Below are 18,246 nucleotides of genomic sequence, written 5' to 3'. Positions count from 1 at the left end.
GTCAGGCTAATAGCATTAATAGTAGGTTGTTTTTTGACAAATTCGGTATACAGTACCTCATTAAAAGACAGCCTTCGTCGGGAAATGATGATCAGAGAGGGAGCTAGCCAGCTCCGCTCTCTGATGGCGTCCAATGAGAGAAATAACGCTAACGGGACACCGGAAAAGAACCAGTATCTGCTAACATTTGATGGCGGAGGCAACTATATAGAGCAACTAAATGCTGCTTCCAATAGTCTTATTTATGGGTTGCCCATTCTTACGAATGACCAACAAATAAAGGTCAATGAATCCCTGGTGAATATCAATAAGGCAGATGGTAATGGTAACCAGTTTGGAGTATATGTGCTGGTATTTAATAGTTGGTTTATTAATCTGACGAAAGAAATTCCTGAAGATGCGAAAATTGATGATTTATACGATCTGAAACCCTATACCAATGAAAACCTGAAGCAAAGGGTATGGGACGAAATCAAAGACTTGGGAAACCAAATTTTTGAGCGGGCAGGTTTCGGCGAAGCTGATTTTAAAAACAGAGTTGGTGTAGTGCTTGGACGTGAAATCCTGCTGCTGGAAAAGAAGGAGTTTAAAGCCTACATGACAGGAGAGGCCTATTCCAAAGGCCTGAACGAAATAGATTTGGCTAAAGTGAATGCGAGTATTGCCTCCAAGAAGATCTCCATGGGTGATCCTTTTGATTACCTAAAGCGATATCCAGCACTTTTGTATGAAGCATTCAAAAGCAAAACGGCACCACCTATCAAGCTGGAAAATCAATTCAAGCCTACCGTTAAATCCTATTTCGGGCAATTAGCGTCCAAGGCCACAGCAGGGAATCCTGGAGATGAGATGCCACCTTCACAGGATGTGAACAGGGCATTATTTGATTACAGCGGTGGATTAAGTTTAGCGGAAAAGCAAGATATACTTTCTCAGTTGCAAACGGCGCAACAACGAAATAAATGCAAGAGCCGTATTTTCATCACCAGTTGGAAAACCGCCCCACATCTACTGAACTACGCGTCATCGTATTTAGCGTCCCCAACTGGTCCGATGGAAATTGCCTTATGGGTACATTTCGGGGAAGACGGATCGGTTTCTTATAAGTCTGGATATAGTAAGGATGTACCATTACAGGAAGAAAGTAAAAAGTATCTCAGCCTACTGGCCAGTATTCTGCCGGATCTGCCTGAATTGAAATTCAATCCTTTGGTAGCAATGTTTGACGGCCTTACAGGATTGATAGAGGAATTGAAGGTGCCGCCGAGATTTTATGATCCAGCAGACCAGGATTATAACCCATTACCTGGAAGGGTATTTAATTATGTTACATTGGGGCTACTCGATGATGTAGTTAAGCCAGCTACCAGTTGGATTCCTTTTGGAAGTTATTCAGAACAACAATTTGGGCAGGGGAGAATGGGATTTGCTTTCTGGTGTGGCGCTTGGAATGGTTCAGTGGAACTAGTAGCTAGTGGAGCAAAACTACTATCTCTCATGACAGATCCAGATAAGTTGATCGCATTGAAAGATGCAGGTGTCAATCTGATAAAGAAATGGTATTCGTATGACGGGATTAACGGTATGCCTAAAGGGATAGTGATATCAATAGAAGGTTTTTTCAAAGGACTATACGAAAGTCATTCTGGTAACCCTTGCTTTATTGCCGAAAAATTAGGAGAAGATGCCCTAAATATTTTCACCTTGGCAATAGCATTCGTGAAGGTAGGGAAATTGGCCAGTTTGGCCGAAGCCCTAGAAGCAATTGACCCATTGTCTCATATAATAAAATTTGGTGGTAAATTTGTCAAATATGCGTACACTGTTACACGTGGTGTTAGCAGGGCTTCCCTAGGCATTTATCACCTGGCAGAGAATGGCCTGGCTAGAGTAATACTGAATGCGGAACACCATCTGGAAATCGTTGTAAGGAGATCTAATGAGGAGGTCTGGCAGGCTATCAACTGGGTAGTAGAGCCTAGCTATGCAGTGCAATTGTCTGATGGTAACTGGTATCGGATGCGAGAGTCGGCTTATCGCAGATACATGGATGAAACGCGTCCCTGGAAGATCGAGTTTGCTGACGTAGAAGCTGCCAACGGCGACAAAATGGGGATCATTTCAAATGCCGATGGAACAAAGGAGAATCTAGAAGTATTTGGTAAGGCGGAACAGAGCGGAGATCATGCGCCAGTAACGGATCATGGTGGTAACGGTGGTCATGACGGTGGTAACGGAGATGGTCCTGGAGGTAACGATGGTGGTAATGGACATGAAGAAGGTGGCGGGGTACCTAATGGCCCTACTGGCATCTTTAAGAAATTTACCCAGGCACAATTGGCGGATATGGAGCCGGTGATAAATGACCTTGTTAAAAATATTAAGGCTGAAAAAATAGAACAAATCTTCCTTGATCCAGCGCACATTGACGAGGCTATGGCGAAGCTTCGAGACGCTACTTTTTATAACCAAGGAGATATAGTAGAGTTGCCGGCAAGAGATCACTTTGTTAGAAATTTGCTACCGCAAGAAAACGCAATGATGGGTGCAGATGTCATCTTCCGTGACGCTAATGGCCAGAAAGTTGGAGGTAGAATACTTGAGGTAGATGCAGTTATATTAAATAGCGAAGCAAAACGAATTGATAGGAGTGTAACTATTAAATTTGATAAAGGGTATTTTTCAAAAGGTAGAACGAAGGATAAAAAGGCATTGACACATATGGCGAAATTGCCAGAGAAAGTAGATGAATTAAGAGATTATATGGTAAAGAATCTAGGTTGGCCGCAAAAACTGTGTGACAGAATCGAAAAAGCTGAGATAAAATACCTGGATGCAAGGAGTAATACGGAAAAATTCATGTCTATGCAAGAATTCCAGGAATACATCGGAAAGGACACAGATTTTTCAAAGTTTAAAATAGATGGATTGTCACCGGAAGATTTAGGCGTGACCCAGGATGAGTTGCTGCAAGGTGTTGTCGAATTAGTTAGAAGAAAATTAAGAAAATGAGTGCCAGTATTGAAATAGTTGGAATAAATCAGGGGAAACTGCTCGAAAGTCTTCCAGAAGATTTCATAGCAGTCAAAGAAAAGTACCTGGGATCTCCGGAAAATATCACCGTTGAGGAATTAACAAGCATATACGATGCGCTGTTTTTTGAATCCCCTGATCAACCAGAGAGTGGTTTTTCTCTACTTTTCGAAAATTGGACGAATAGAACGAGCTTTCTATTGGCCCAAATGATGGGTTATTATTTCAGGAATTTCGACTGGAAAAATGACATCCAACTTGAAAAATATGAATACAATTACTTGCTGAATAGAAATCAGGCATTGGGCTTAGCAGATTGGTATTTGGCATTGGCCTTAACTTCCCGTAATGAGGAACAGGATAATATGCCATACCGAAAGGAGGCGCGATATATTATTGATGATTACTATAAAGCTACCGCTGGTGACAAATATGATGAGTATATCGAGTTTTGGGATTTTTACAAAGAACAATTTGATAATCTGATTAGTCGGGTACAGGAAGGAAATTTTGATTATTATTTCTATTCTTATTTCTCTTAGTTACTGCTTTAATCGAATATTTCAAAAGACCTGCCTAACCAGCAGGTCTTTTGTCGTTTTTTATTTATTGCTGCACCAACAACTGCTGCCGTTCCAAATCAAAAGATATCTTATTCCCCAACCAGTTTATCCAAATAATACCATCATAGATTAACCCATCTATAAATTGAGTTCGTACATCCGTCCGCGTGATAGCCGACGCTTTTTCAGGAGCTATCTTTTTAATAGCAGCAAGATAGATATGCGATTTAAACTGTTCATTGAATTCGCTCTGTACAGGTATGCTGGTGGCTTTATTCCGGATTTGAGCCAAGGATTTGGATGTTCCCATAATATACGCATACGCATTGTTAGTTTGGAGTAAATGTAGGGCTTGTCAGATAATATCTAGTCGAAGCGGATAAACATCTTATCAAAATTCATCGTCATTTTCGAAAACTGCCGAATCACATCCTGCCCGATATTCCCATATACTTTTTCCTGGTTGATGTTGTTTTTTAGCAGGTTCACATTTTTTACGCGCACTTTTTTGTCCATGATATTGAAGGTGACATTCACCTTGAAGCCTATTGCTTCCACTTTCCCGCCTGCACCGCCAAAAGCGATGTGTTGTGGTCGGTAGTTACCGTCAATACTGCTGCGGTTCCGCAGGTAAAAAGGGGCATAGAGTATACTATTTCCCGCGCCAGTATCAAACGTAAAATGCATGCTATCAATACATATTAACGGCGTAAGGCCATCGATGGCCATATTGGAAGGACCACTAATGTCTGTTTCTGTTGCTGGCACAATGAAATAATTATCCTGCGTTATTTGTATTTCGCGCAGCGCTGCAATGACAGCATAACCAAGGATGCCATGGATATAATAGTTGATGCTCGGGAAGGAGAGACCTTCGTCTTCCAACACCAGAAATACTACATTTTCAACCATGATATCTCCCAACATCATTTTATCACAAATGGCCAATTGGGCGGTAACAGTCTTGCCCGTAATGGCATTGACCGCGATTTCAGACGGAATAAACCTGAACTTTAAACGCTTGGCAGTCGATACAGATACAGTGGAAATATTGGCGCCAGTATCAAAAATGAAATCTGCGGTGTCTGTGCCTACGGCTATTTTCAGATTATTTAATCCGGCATAGTCCTTAAACATCTTTAATTTAACGGTACCTCTGCTTACTTGCTGTGGTGGTACATTTTCGAGGGCGGTCCAGATTTTTAGGTTATTGGAAAGGTCCTCTCGTTCATTATCATCCAGCATGCGATCAAATTTTTTCAGCATCGTGAGCACTTCATTCTTTGCCTCCTTATATTTATATTGTTTCACCGCATTATCTTCTTTCAGGCGATGCAATTTTAAAACCAGGGAGTCTGGGAGACGCGTGTCTGTCTGCAACAATACGGCTACTTTTTGATCAGAAATAGCGGGTTTGTTGAACGCATTGTCCAGTATAGCTTCCGTCAGTTGCTGATGGTCCTGGTCCAGGTTTGCCTTGTAAATAGCATACAAGTCTTTGGCTTTAAAAAAGTTCCTGTTAAGGATCAGTTGATATATTTCGGGAAATTTATCGTTAACTGGCTGGGCTTGAATGGGGAGATGACATACCATCAGTACGGAAAGCACAGTACCACTTGATTGTCCATTTACTTAGTCTGTATCAAATATCAGGCAAAATTCCTTAAGAAGATCATAAAATACCACGGGAGACTGTTGTTATTAGGCAGTAATATTATCATATTATAAAAAAGAAACGTACTACCTTCTATCCATAATATTCTCCTGATATTTGTTTTTTACGTTACCTTGCGCCTTCGAGATTGTACCATGTGACCTATTAATGTGAAAAAGTCCCCTCAAAGCTATCTGGTTATCCTTACTTACCTGTTACTGTTATGCCAGGTAAATCCGCTCTGTGCCCAGTCTCCAGCCATGCTGCCGGAGAAACATTACACAGATGAAAATGGCCTGCCTCAAAACAGCGTAAAATTCATCGCCCCTGGAAAGAATGGATACATTTGGATGGGAACAGAAAATGGCGTGGTGCGATTCGACGGAAAGTATTTTCGTATATTCAATACCGTAAACCTCAAATTACAGTCTGCCAGAATTAATTACCTGTTCTCCGATCAAAGCCTTCAGTTGCATGCGATTACGGAAGATGAAGCAGTCATTGATATCGGCGATGGAACGGCTACCACCCGTTATTGGCCTTGGCTGACGCCAGCTTCCCTGCTGGAGCATTTTCTCCTCAATGATCGTAATAATGCTTTTGCGGCATCCGGTCTTCCAAACTACTTTAAGGGACTGGTGCCACTGACGGAATATCTTGTTCCTGGAAATGCAGATACTATTTATGCCATAGCAAGGAATACGATCACCCTCCAAAAAGGGCAGCATATACTGGAACAGGTGGAATTCAAGTATACAGACCGACTTTCCTTCTTTTTTTTCGAGAAGGAGTTATTTTACCTGGATACCTGCAGTGGAACCCTTTTTGGCTTTGATCATTTAAAACCAGTACCCCGCCAGGTTACAGGAGATATTACCACTAATAAATACTGGAATACCTATCGAAATAAACTGCAGTTGTATTGGAATGCGGCGGCTGGACAACTGTTTTTCTACCTGGATAATGCACTCTACCAGGTAACCCAACTCCCCAATGGAAGTTTCCATACTACGCTTTTGTTGGCCGGCATTGATTTAAAGCTAATGGATATTGGCTCCATTTATTATAATCCTACTGCCGCACGCCTTTTCATGGGCAGCCGACGATATGGCTTGTATACCTACACGAAAAAGATATTCAGCACGTTCGCACACGGTGGAGCTGACCCCGTTCAATATGCCCAGGTGCATTATGGCCCCAATACAGTACTCACGCCCGCCGGAAATATACATTTCGCGGATACGACGAGGAAAAGTATACCCATGCCTGCTTTAAAAAATATCTTCGTTTCGGATAAATATAACTTAGAAATAGATCATCGGCATCATATCTGGTATAAAAAAGATACGCGATTATATGAACTGGACTCCGCATGTAGCAGCATATTAAACGCCTATACCTTTCCGTCATTTATAACCTACATTTATGCGGACCAGCATGAACGGTTATGGATAGGTAAAGGTAACGGAGAACTGCTGTATTTGAAGGATGGAATACTACATCCATATCTGCAATTACCAGATCGTATTGCCCCCCTGGTCATGGGGAAAGATGGCACTTTATGGATCGGAACCGTGAAAGGACTTTGGTACTGTCCGGCTGGTAGCAGGCATGCAATACGCGTACCCGGACTGGAAAATAAGCCTATCAAGAGCATAAAAGCAGTTAATACAAATGAAATATGGATCAGTACCTATGGCTTTGGCTTTTATCTTTTTGATGGCCATCGACTGACTACCTTTCCCTTGGATAAACAGAATTTCCTATCGGTAGTACACTGCGTTGTTCCAGATGAATATGGCTATATATGGTTAACCACCAATAAAGGACTGTTCCAGGCCTCCAAACAGGATTTGCTGGATTACGCACGCTGGCCGGAGAAATACCACTTGTTTTATTTGTACTATGCCAGGGAATCGGGCTTCAATACAAATGAATTTAATGGCGGTTGTGGCCCTTGCTCCCTCACGCTGGAAGATGGTCGAATTTCCCTGCCGTCCATGAATGGCTTTGTTTTATTATCGCCCCAACAAAAGCTATATGATCTGCCAGGAAAGCCTTTGCACCTGGATGCGATTACAGTAGATGGCAAAACGTACAGCGACTATGATACCGTATGGCTCCAGCATCAATTCAAACAATTGACGGTTGAATTCAGTACGCCTTACTACGGCAATGATTACAATCTCCAGATGGAATATGCGCTGGTGACGGATTATAAGGATACTGCCTGGCTCAGTGTTCCGGATAATCACATCTTGGCTTTTTCTGCGCTTCCTTCCGGCCCACATGCGCTCTTGATCAGGAAGTTGAATGGTTTTGGTTATGGTAATTACGCCTATCGCAACCTGGTGATAATGGTGGCGCCAGCCTATTATGAAACGGCGTGGTTCAAAATATTACTGGTGAATCTTGGACTGTTATTGATTTTCCTGTATTTCAGTCTACGCATGTACTTCCTGAAAAAAAGAAATATCGAGCTGGATCAATATGCGCAAACCCGTACTAGAGAGCTGGCGGCTTCAGAAAGTAAGTTAAGGGAACAAATGCTGATGCAAGAAAAACTGGTGGCTGCTATCTCTCACGATATCAAAACCCCCATGCGTTACCTCCTGTATGGCGCAGAACGTATGATTGATAAGGAACTCGCTGCAGACCAAATGAAAGAAGAGGCGGGAATTATTTATGATACCTCGTATCGGATGTACTTCCTCCTAGATAACCTGATCAGCTATATTAAAACAAATTTGAAGGGTAGTACGGTGGATATGGAGCAGATAGACCTGTTATACTTAGTAGAAGAGAAAATCGCCATTTTTGCACCAATAGCCACTACTAAACAAACAACCATCCATAATGAAATTCCAATAGGGATGCTGGTCCGCAGTAACCTCATGATATTAGGCATTATCATTCATAACCTATTGGATAATGCGGTGAAACACACGGTAGATGGGGATATTCGCTTGGCTGCCACCACTCGTGGGCAAAGGGTGCATATCACGATTAGTGATACCGGCGATGGATTTCAACCGGAAGTATTGGCATGGTTACAACGAGAAGCTGGTTTGGAAGACGCGTCCTTATCTGCTACAAAACTGATTCCTTATGGCATCGGATTGGCAATGGTACTGGAACTGATACGTCTCTTGAAAGGACAATTATATGTACAAAGCATTCCTGGTAAAGGAGCAAGCCTGACCATATCAATTGCTATATAATCTTACTTTTTCTGTTAGTTCAATGATATTGGAAATTTCCAGTTTTTCGAATATCCTATTTTTGTAAGTACTCACAGTCGTCACCTGTAAATTCAATGTTTTAGCGATACTCATGTTATTGTTTCCTTTCACCAAGAGCGTGAGTACTTCCTTCTCCCGACCAGATAGGGCATGCAAAGGATTGGCTGGGGTAGCCCGCGAACGATTGCTGATTCGCTGTACCAGTTGATCTTTCAGGGTGGCGCTCAAATAAGTTTCACGATTCATGACCATCAAAAGGGCCTTCCGGATTTCTTCTTCTGAGGCATCCTTGTGTAAATAGCCATTGGCGCCAGCTTGTATGTAGTTAACACCAAACAGTTGTTCATCATACCCGGAGAAAACTAGTATGCGGATTTCCGGTTGCCGCAATCTCACGGCGTCAATCATCTTCAGGTTGTTTCCCCCGGGAATATTGATGTCTAATATTAATAAATCAAATGATCGGTTTCCTAATATTTGGATGGTTTCATTAAAGTTATCCGACTCCACAATAGTTACCCGTCCGAACAGGTTTTTGACAATCGCCGATATGCCCATCCTCACAATCACATGATCTTCTAAAATTAAAATTGACTTCATAGGTATGTTCTTATCGTATATGCGGCAAAGTTAGTTTTTATATCCTTAGTTTTTGTAGTATAAAAACTACATGACATTAATTCGACCAACTACAGCGGTTTATTTTGCTGGGTACTACCTTTGCGGTCCCTGTTACCATCCTATTCCAATTAGCACACAACCACAAATTATTCCCGGATCTGCGGATAGATCCGCCATTTAAATTTAACAGAAGGTCAACTTAAGATCCATATTGGCAAGATATGGTCTCAATAACACTTGACCACTTTGACTACAATAGGTACATATAAATGACGGTGCCGGACTTCCGCCTGGCGCCTAATATTTTCACAAATAATTAATTATCAAGTAAATATATCGTAGTTGTACTACAAATGATGTGATATCCTGGGGCTATCTTTGCAGGGATAATATGGATTATTATTCATATGGTTATCTAAGGTTTTCATAGGATAGTACAGAGAAGGGTCGCTAGTCTTAGCGACCCCTTTTTATTTTCATATAGGTGTTAACGTTATTCCCAGAAAGTCTTCCACTCCGTCTTTGGTATTTCCACCATTGTTATTGTATTTATTTAATATATTGGAACCATAAATACGTTTAGCCGTTCCCTTTGTACTTATGAATAACTATTATCAGATTCTTGACGTAAGCCAGCAGGCCACACAAGATGAGATTAAAGCCGCCTATAGAAGACTATCGAAAAAATACCACCCGGATCTAAACGGGGGCGATAAATACTTGGAAGAGAAATTCAAAGAACTGCAACAGGCGTACGAAGTACTGTCAAACCCGAGTCGCAGAATAATACATGATGCGTATTTGAGAAATGCTGCGCGACAACAAGCTCCCGACTCCACTTCATCCTATACATATGAGGAATGGGAGAAATGGGAGACGCATGATTCCTCTTCCCAATTCAGCTACCGTTATACTAACGGCAACGATACCACGAAAGAAAGTAGTTCCTCTGCGGGGAAATATATACGACTGATAGTAATTGGTATCATCGTATTGGTTCATGTTTCCAGGATGAATAATACTCCTACCTGGAAGTCCGAGGACGTAAAAGTTTATTATTCAGGCGATTCAATCCCTGGCTTTAGGCATATCGATAATGGCTCAGGAAACGGCATGTACGTGAGTGATAGCCTGCCTGGACTGATGGATGGTATGTCCATTAAAAGTACGCAAGAGGTACAAGATACCAGTTATAAGAACATAGACAGACACCTCAAAGTGAAATAAATCAAATTTTCCTAAATGGCAATGAAGGCAAAACGCCCCTGCCTGTCGTCCCTGCCCGCAGGGCAGGGACGACGAAAAATCAAAACCGGTAATTGACGTCGCAGACGTCAATTACCGGTTTTGATACACCTTCATTTTTTAAAAAAATTTCAACCGTTGAATCGGCAACACCACCCAAATAGAATACCGTAGCAGATTGTAGAGGTACTTCTTAAGGTAGCCCGATTGCCGCCCTAAAAAGGCAAAGCGCTGATACAACATTTGCAAGACAGAAGATGCCAGCACATGGGCACAAATCATATTCTCCTGTTTAGCATACTCCGGCCGTATCACATCAATGATTAGGATCAATCTCCTGTTATCGGAATGGTTCCAGGCGGTATGCGTATGTGCATCGCAAAAGGGGAGGGCTTTCCCATTTTCCCATGGCCGTATCTCCTTAGATACCTGGAATCCGCAATCCGGCAGCGCTGCGGGCACGGAGAGCCCTAAGTGACAACGGATAATAGCATCCGTATCTCCTTGATGCGGATTGATATTAGACCCCGGCTCCAACACACTCAGCGAACAAGAGGTCAGATTTGGGATCTGTTTCATTAACTTCACTGTTTCCGGACATTTCCTGCAATTGTCATGCATCGTGAATTTCCAGAAATACAACCCCATCGTCTTCCACTTTTTAGGAGGAAAGGACATCGACTTATTAATGAAATAAGGACGTAACCGGGCCGGTTTTTCCTGCATTAGTCCTGTTACTTCATCTCGGATGATTTCCCAGTTATCTTCTAGGACCTGTACCCAGGGTAGTTCCTCTCTGTTATAGAAGGGGGGCTGTTCGCCGGTATAGCGTCCCCCAAATACATTATACCAAGGTTTTATTGGATGGCTCATAGTGGTTGCTTGATGGCTGAGGAAATGATTTTGATAAGATCTTGACTTTTCTGCTGTACCAGGTCATGGCCTGCTTTCAGGAAACAAATAGAGAAATTATTCGTGGCCAGCTCCATCCAACGACGTACTTCCGCAGGTGGCGCCAATTGATCCTGCAAGCCAGTAACGACGGTCAGCGGAACAGTAATCGCTGCTCCATGCGGCTGATAACATTCTAATACTTGTAGATCGGCACGTAACAATTCACTGCTATGCTGCAAGGCTTTTCTCCTTTCGGCGGCGATACCAGGGTCGCCATAACTCCTCAATACTTCTTCAATAAAGGACTCTTCGTTCAGTTGATGTAAAGTGCCATTGCTGGCCTCCAATGGGGCGCCGCAGCCGGATAGAATCATGCCTGCTGGTAGTTTCCTGCCTGCGCGTTGTAAGGCGGCATAAAACTCATACGCCATCAATGCGCCCATGCTATGCCCGAAGAAGTAAAATTCTTCTTCGGGATCTGTATATTCCTGCAACAAATCATGGATAAGTGCTGGCAGATCTGTGAATGCAGGTTCATGACTGCGCTCTTCCCGTCCTCGTGGCTGTACAGCGATCACCTCTAGGTTCGAGCCGAAAGCATCTCCCCATCGGCCAAAGGCGGATGCCCCTGAACCTGCGTATGGGAAGCAGTATAATCGCTGTTTGATAGGCGTATGTTTCTCTTGCAATACCACAAACGCTTTTGCAGGAGGTGTTTCAGGTATGGGCGCAATCTCAGGTTCAGCACCTTGTTCAACTATTCCGTGATCTGTATACACCAGCGAATAAATGAAATCGCTCACCGCTTCTATGGTAGGGTAGTTGTAGGCCATGGTGGCAGGCAGCTTGCAATGAAAGTACTGTTCCAGTCGAGCTACAAAGGATATGGCCATGAGAGAATCCATCCCCAGGAAATTAAAGCGCTGGCGGGCATCTATGGTATCCATCGATTCTATCAGCATCACCATCCGCAGTTCTGTTCTGACCACCTCTTCAATCTGTGCCCTAGCCGCTGCGGGAGCACTGCTAAGAATATGATCCAGGTTGCTGGCGGCAGGAGTATTAGCTGTATTGTTTTTCACTACTTGGCTAAACAGCGATGGCTGCAAGGAGAAATCTGTAAACAGCCGGAATTTCTCCCAATCAATATCTGCTATCAACAATAGCGGCTCTTTCTTCGCGATGGCGGTCTCCATGCAGGCCAAAGCCTTGGAAGATGGCAGTAGTCGGAATCCGAGCTGTTGCAACACATGGGTTTCATGCTCGCCGGCACTCATGCCCGCTTCCGCCCACGGACCCCAATCGATGCTGGTGGCCGGAAGTCCCATGCCCACCCGGTACATACTGAGCATATCCATGTAATAGTTGGCCGCAGTATAATGACTTAGGTCAACAGAACCCCACAATGCTGATACAGAAGAGAAGAGCAGGAAGCAATCTAGGTCCCGGTCTTTTGTGAGTTGATGGAGCTGCCAGGAGGCGTCTGTCTTGATTTGTAGGGTATCTGCCAATTGGCTGTTGTCCAGGTCCATCACTTTGGAAAACCAGTTGACTCCCGCTGCATGTAATACGCCCCGCACAGGGATTTTCCGCTTGTCTAATTGCTCAAATACTTGCGTAAGTGCTGCGCTATCTCTTACGTCTATACGATGTGTTTCTACGTGTACTCCTTCCCGTTGTAAGTGGATCAATTGCTGTATGATGGTGTATTCCGGATGAGACGCTTCGAGATTACTCCAGCTTTCCATAGCAGGTAACGTCCTCCGGCCCAGTAATACCAAGTGCTTCACGCCTTTCCCTGCCAGCCAGGATGCACAGGCAAGTCCAAGTCCGCCAAAGCCACCGGTAATGATATAGGCGCCATCCTGGCGTAAAGTGGCGGTGGTAGTCGGCATTTCCCTAACAGGGGCTAACTGTGTAATGTATTGCTGCTCTTTTCGCAATATGATGCAATGTTCTTTTCCGGGCAATAGTACTTTGTGTAGTAATGCGGGTACATCTTCCGGCCCAGAGATATCGATCATACCACCTCTCCATTCAGGGTGTTCTAGGAATAATGTTTTCCCAAATCCCCAAAGAGGGGAGGCCGCCAATTGGAGTGCTTTCGTGACAGCAGGAACAGGCTGTGCATGCCTGGTGAGTAGCCATAGCGGCATAACCAATGCACTCTCCTTGACGGCCTGCAGGAAGGGTATAAGGCTACTAACGCTATCGGATATACGCTGATGCGGAGTGGAACCTTGGTAATCCGACAGACTGGCGTCTGCATAAATTATTTTCCATTCCCGCTCATTTTCTTTACGCTGCAAATTCACTACTTTATCCAAGGCCCGGCGATAATCCGCTTTCGTTGAACGAACTTCAAACTGGTAATCAGCGCGATTTTTTCCAGCAATATCACCACCCGTACAGAACCAATACACGCTTTTTTGAACCGCCTTTAATCGCTGTAATAGCTGGTCGGTAACAGCGCCCGCCGGAGCGGCAATAATCCAGTTTATTTTCTTACGCAATACATCTTCTGGAATATCCGTAGTAATGGTGCCTGCTGGATTCCAGCGGATCTGGTAGAAACAATCCGTCAACGTCTTTTGAACACTGCGGGAGTGATGCCCCTGATCTGCAAAGGCAGTCAGTTGTTCCGGACTCAATCCCGGCAGCCAATAACGTTTGTGTTGAAATGCCTGACCAGGAATGATAGCAGGGAAGGCCTTGCCTTGTAACACTTGCTCCCAGTGTATATTGGCGCCAGCGCAATACATGCGGCAGAGCGCCTCCATTAGGAAATAACCCTCTGTTCTATCGCCCTTGCGGAAATTGAGTGTACGCAATAGTTGGGTATTACTACAATCGATCGTTTCACTGACTGCCAGCAGCGTATTGCCACCAGGGCCTATTTCCACGAATTCCCGTATTTTTTCTGAAGCCAACAGCGTTAATGCCTGCTTAAAGTTCACCGCTTGCCTGGTTTGTTGTACCCAGTAATCCGCATCCGGTGCTATGGTCATTTCTGCGCCATGAAAGGATGATATCCATCTCCTAGACGGCGCCCGGAAAGTGAACTGTTGGAGGAACTCCCGATATGGCTCCAAAATAGGGTCCATATAATGACTGTGAAATGCCTGTGCCACTTTCAACGTATAAAGCCCAATTTTCTGGGCACTGAAGAAAGTAGTAACGGCGTTGATAGCATCAGGACTACCAGATACCACTGTTTTCACAGGACTATTCAATGCGGCAATACCAATTTCCGGTATCCCAGCAATGGCGGCTGCTACGGTGTCTTTATCGGTGAAAATAGTTAACATACCGCCTTCTCGAGGAAGTGCAGTTAGAAGTGCTGCCCTCTTTTTGAGCATGGCAATTCCTGTTTCTGGCTCAAAACATCCGGCCAAACAGGCCGCTGCATATTCGCCAATACTGTGTCCCAGCATGAGCGCCGGAATACAGCCACTTTCTTCCAATAATATCCCTAATGCATATTGTACGGCAAAAAGTACCGGCTGATAATCATGACCCAGTAAGAAAGTACCTTCTTCTTTTCCATTGATCATTCCCACCAAGGAATACCCGGTCTCCGGATCATCTGCCGCAGCAGCGCAGCGATCAAAAGCACGACGGAATGCAGGGAAATGGAAATACAGTTCCCGCCCCATACTCTTGTATTGATCGCCTTGACCGGAGAAAATAAAGCATCGTTGTCCGTCCGTAGTTGTATCGGCCGACTGTATAACCCCTTCCCGGAAGGCTTTCAGCTTCTGCAACAGCGCCGCTTTACTGTCGGTCAGGAAAGCCTGACGAAAGCGTAGGTCCGTTCGCGTTAGCGCCTGACTATAGCATAGGTCATGAACACCGATGGCGGGTTCCTTAGAAAGAAAATCAATCCAGTTATCAGCCTGTTGTAACAGCCCTTCCGGTGTATGTGCAGAGAATATAAATGGCGTTTGCGTAAACAACGCATGCTCAAGAGGAGCTGGCGCAGGTACCGGCGTTGCCTCCTCCAGGATGGCATGTGCTAACGCTCCGCCAAAGCCAAAGGAACTGATAGCAGTTCTCCTCGGACCAGCAGATGCCCAATTACTCAGTACAGTAGGGATTTTCAGCCTACTGCCCTCCAAGTGTATACGTGGATTTAATTCCCGCAAATGTGGTTGTGGTGGGATTTTGCCGTGTTGCAGCATTAACACAGCTTTGAGCAAACCTGCAATACCAGCGCCGGCTTCCAAGTGGCCAATATTCGCTTTTACGGCGCCTACATAGCAATCTGTGCCCGTTCCTTGTCCATATATCTTTACCAGTTGTTCTAGCTCTATAGGATCTCCTAGTGCAGTGCCCGTGCCATGGGCTTCAATAAAAGAAATTGTTTCTGGGGAGACACCAGCTTCTGTGAGCGTCCGCGAGATCAAGCGGTATTGTGCCGGGCCATCAGGGGAGGTGATCCCATTACTTTTGCCATCCTGTCCGGCCGCGCTGGCCAGCACTGTGGCGAGGATAGGATCTCCATCCCGCAGCGCAGCGGATCTACGCTTTAACATCACCATCCCGCAACCTTCTGCACGTACATATCCATCTGCACTGGCATCGAAGGTTTTACATCTCCCTACCGGCGACATCATGCCAAACTGTGATAAGGTAATGGTTGGTCCGGGAGATAACAAAGCATTTACACCACCGGCAATTGCTTGTGTACACTCGCCATTGCGAATGGCTTTTACTGCCAGATGAAAGGCCGTAAGAGAAGAAGAACAGGCGGTGTCTATCGCCATGCTGGGGCCTTTTAAATCGTAGGTGTAGGAAATCCTGTTCGCAGTAAGACTATTCGCATTCCCCAACCCAGAATAAGCATTAAAGCTCTCCATTCCTGGGATGAGTTTTATTTTCATATAGAGGTAATCGTTAGTAGACACCCCGAGGAAAACGCCTGTATCCGTGCCTGCTAGCTGTTCCTTTTTCCAACCGGCATTTTCCAACAAACGCCAAGATGTTTCCAGTAACATACGTTGTTGCGGATCTATTTCTGGGGCCTCATGTGGTGAGATCCCAAATAATGCGGGATCAAACATATCAATATCGGCCACGAACCCTCCCCAGCGGGTATTAACTTTTCCGGGCATAGCCGGTTTTTCATCATAGAAAACGTCATTGTCCCAGCGAGAGGGGGGTACTTCCGAAATCGCATCTGTGCCTTGTTGCAGCAACTCCCAAAAAGCCTCCGGAGAATTCGCTCCTCCCGGAAAACGACAAGCCATAGACACAATGACCACCGCATCGTCTGGCGTCATAGCTGCTGCTGTGTTTGTATGGATGACCGGGAGTTTTCCTTGTAAATATTGCGTCAGGCATGCCTTCCGGGATACCTTATAGCTGGTAGTTCTGGGAATGCAACCAGAAGGAACCAGTACAATATTGTCTGGCGTAATGCCGTAACCTTCTGCCAGACTACCTTTTATACTACTGATAATGCGTTCCTGTGTGGTATTATCTGTATGCCGATGTATTTCCTGGAACACAAATAATTGTTCTCCATTAGCAAAATGTGAAATACAAACGGTTCTGTCGTTCGTTTGGATATCCGGTTGATGATAACGGATAGTATTTTCCAGGTCATCGGCGGAGTAGTTTACGCCTCGCACAATGATGATATCTTTTGATCTACCGGTAATATAAAGGCGACCATCTTCCAGGAATCCGGTATCGCCAGTTTTGATAGGGGCGCCTTCCTGTATGGCCTCCATGCCTTTATCTTCCAAGTAGCCGCTGGCATTGCCTGCCCCCAGGATATAAATTTCTCCTTCTGCTCCTGCTGCAAGCGGTTGGCCTGTTTCTGCATCTTGAATGATAATTTGTACTTCGGGATCAGTAGGATAAGGCAGCAGTTGACGTACTGATTTTCCTGTTGTTCGTTTATGCGTCAACGGTAGTAACTCATCTAAGCCTTTACCACCACCGGCTACCAGGAGAGTGGCCTCTGCCAATCCGTATACCGGTTTGAAAGTATGTAGATCAAATCCTGCTGGTGCAAATCTGGTAGCAAAACGTTGGAGCACTTCAGGCGCAATGGTTTCAGCACCTACATAGGCGTATTTCCAAGAGGAGAGCTGTAATCCATCTGGACTATTAATTTTATTGCAGCAATGGTCGAATGCAAATGGAGGGGCCGCGGCAGCATTAGCTTGGTATTGCCCGATCATCTTCAGCCAGAGGGCGGGGGAAGCCATAAAAGTTTGCGGACTGATAAAAACACCAAAACCATGCTCGTAGAGCACGGTGAGCAAATGTCCGATCAGCCCCATATCATGATGGAAGGGGAGCCAGCCTGCTACACGAACCATTTCTTTCCGTTGGAAAACCCGGTACATGAAGGCCAGGTTACTGATGGCTTGTTGATGGCGTATGATCACGCCATTCGGAGTGCCGGTAGAACCGGATGTATATTGAATGTAAGCGATGTCTGTTTCAGATATGACAGGAAGCGCTACTGCGGTGATGCCAGGACGTTGCAGGCGTTCCAGCGGGATCAATCGTACCTGTGAGAGATGGGCCATTTGCAGTGCTTCCCGGAATAAATCCACTTGCTCGTCAGGTAGGATAATAGTGCTGATATGTTTTTCTTGGAGTATACGAATGATGCGTTCCAGTCCATTTTTATCCTTGTTGTTACGAACGGGCGGCATGGGGACGGGGATAATACCTGCCATCATGCAGCCAAAGAAGATGGTCGTGAAATCTGATTGTTCTGGTGTACATAACAATACCATTTCTCCGGAAGGTAGGTGTGTGTGCAGGTTTTCAGCGATTGCAATACATTGCTGTTTCAGGGTGCGGTAGGTGAAGGTCTGTGATTCATTACCGTTGTGATCCAGGAAAACAAGCGCCTTTTCATTCGCTTTGCCGATAGGGAACCTGGAGATGAGATCTACGATAGTGGAATGCTCCATGAAAAAATATTTGGGAAATTTGCTAGGGAAATGTGCCGGCAATCCATCATGGGATT

9 protein-coding genes are annotated in these 18,246 nt (G+C 44.7%); 4 read left to right on the top strand and 5 right to left on the bottom strand.

Features of this window, described 5'->3' with window-relative positions; all coding sequences use genetic code 11:
- Nucleotides 1-33 precede the first annotated feature (33 nt).
- Entirely contained in the window at nucleotides 34-3,012 is a 2,979-nt protein-coding gene (locus tag JO154_RS26425) for a hypothetical protein (protein ID WP_291952196.1), read from the top strand.
- Complete coding sequence (locus JO154_RS26420) at nucleotides 3,009-3,575, top strand: hypothetical protein (RefSeq protein WP_291952194.1); 567 nt, start codon at nucleotides 3,009-3,011, stop codon at nucleotides 3,573-3,575. The genes JO154_RS26425 and JO154_RS26420 overlap by 4 nt, the downstream gene beginning before the upstream one ends.
- 64 nt (nucleotides 3,576-3,639) lie before the next feature.
- Here JO154_RS26420 and JO154_RS26415 read toward each other — a convergent pair whose 3' ends face one another.
- Together JO154_RS26415 and JO154_RS26410 are read right to left on the bottom strand one after the other, a co-directional pair.
- Entirely contained in the window at nucleotides 3,640-3,906 is a 267-nt protein-coding gene (locus tag JO154_RS26415; RefSeq protein WP_291952192.1) for a hypothetical protein, read from the bottom strand.
- Between the two features lie 56 nt (nucleotides 3,907-3,962).
- Complete coding sequence (locus JO154_RS26410) at nucleotides 3,963-5,204, bottom strand: retropepsin-like aspartic protease (protein ID WP_291952190.1); 1,242 nt, start codon at nucleotides 5,202-5,204, stop codon at nucleotides 3,963-3,965.
- A 216-nt stretch (nucleotides 5,205-5,420) separates the two neighbouring features.
- Here JO154_RS26410 and JO154_RS26405 point away from each other — a divergent pair, with 216 nt between their 5' ends.
- Nucleotides 5,421-8,471, top strand: coding sequence for a two-component regulator propeller domain-containing protein (locus JO154_RS26405; RefSeq protein ID WP_291952188.1), 3,051 nt, complete (start codon nucleotides 5,421-5,423; stop codon nucleotides 8,469-8,471).
- Here the strand turns inward: JO154_RS26405 and JO154_RS26400 are convergent.
- On the bottom strand, nucleotides 8,457-9,092 hold the full coding sequence (locus JO154_RS26400) for a response regulator transcription factor (protein ID WP_291952186.1): 636 nt from the start codon (nucleotides 9,090-9,092) through the stop codon (nucleotides 8,457-8,459). The two genes, JO154_RS26405 and JO154_RS26400, sit on opposite strands and share 15 nt — an antisense overlap.
- Before the next feature lie 621 nt (nucleotides 9,093-9,713).
- On the opposite strand from JO154_RS26400, the gene JO154_RS26395 reads away from it, so the two are divergent.
- Nucleotides 9,714-10,340, top strand: a complete 627-nt coding sequence (locus JO154_RS26395; protein ID WP_291952184.1) for a DnaJ domain-containing protein — start codon at nucleotides 9,714-9,716, stop codon at nucleotides 10,338-10,340.
- A gap of 138 nt (nucleotides 10,341-10,478) precedes the next feature.
- Here JO154_RS26395 and JO154_RS26390 read toward each other — a convergent pair whose 3' ends face one another.
- Both JO154_RS26390 and JO154_RS26385 read right to left on the bottom strand, forming a co-directional pair.
- Nucleotides 10,479-11,231, bottom strand: a complete 753-nt coding sequence (locus JO154_RS26390; RefSeq protein ID WP_291952182.1) for an aspartyl/asparaginyl beta-hydroxylase domain-containing protein — start codon at nucleotides 11,229-11,231, stop codon at nucleotides 10,479-10,481.
- Nucleotides 11,228-18,190 (bottom strand): type I polyketide synthase, encoded by a 6,963-nt coding sequence (locus tag JO154_RS26385; protein ID WP_291952180.1) that lies wholly within the window; start codon nucleotides 18,188-18,190, stop codon nucleotides 11,228-11,230. Before JO154_RS26385 ends, JO154_RS26390 begins: the two co-directional genes overlap by 4 nt.
- Nucleotides 18,191-18,246 lie beyond the last annotated feature (56 nt).

Origin of the sequence: Chitinophaga sp. (assembly GCF_019236475.1) — a bacterium.
Lineage (GTDB): Bacteria > Bacteroidota > Bacteroidia > Chitinophagales > Chitinophagaceae > Chitinophaga.
The sequence above is the reverse complement of the archived record's forward strand: the minus strand, read 5'-3'. Positions and strand labels throughout refer to the sequence as shown.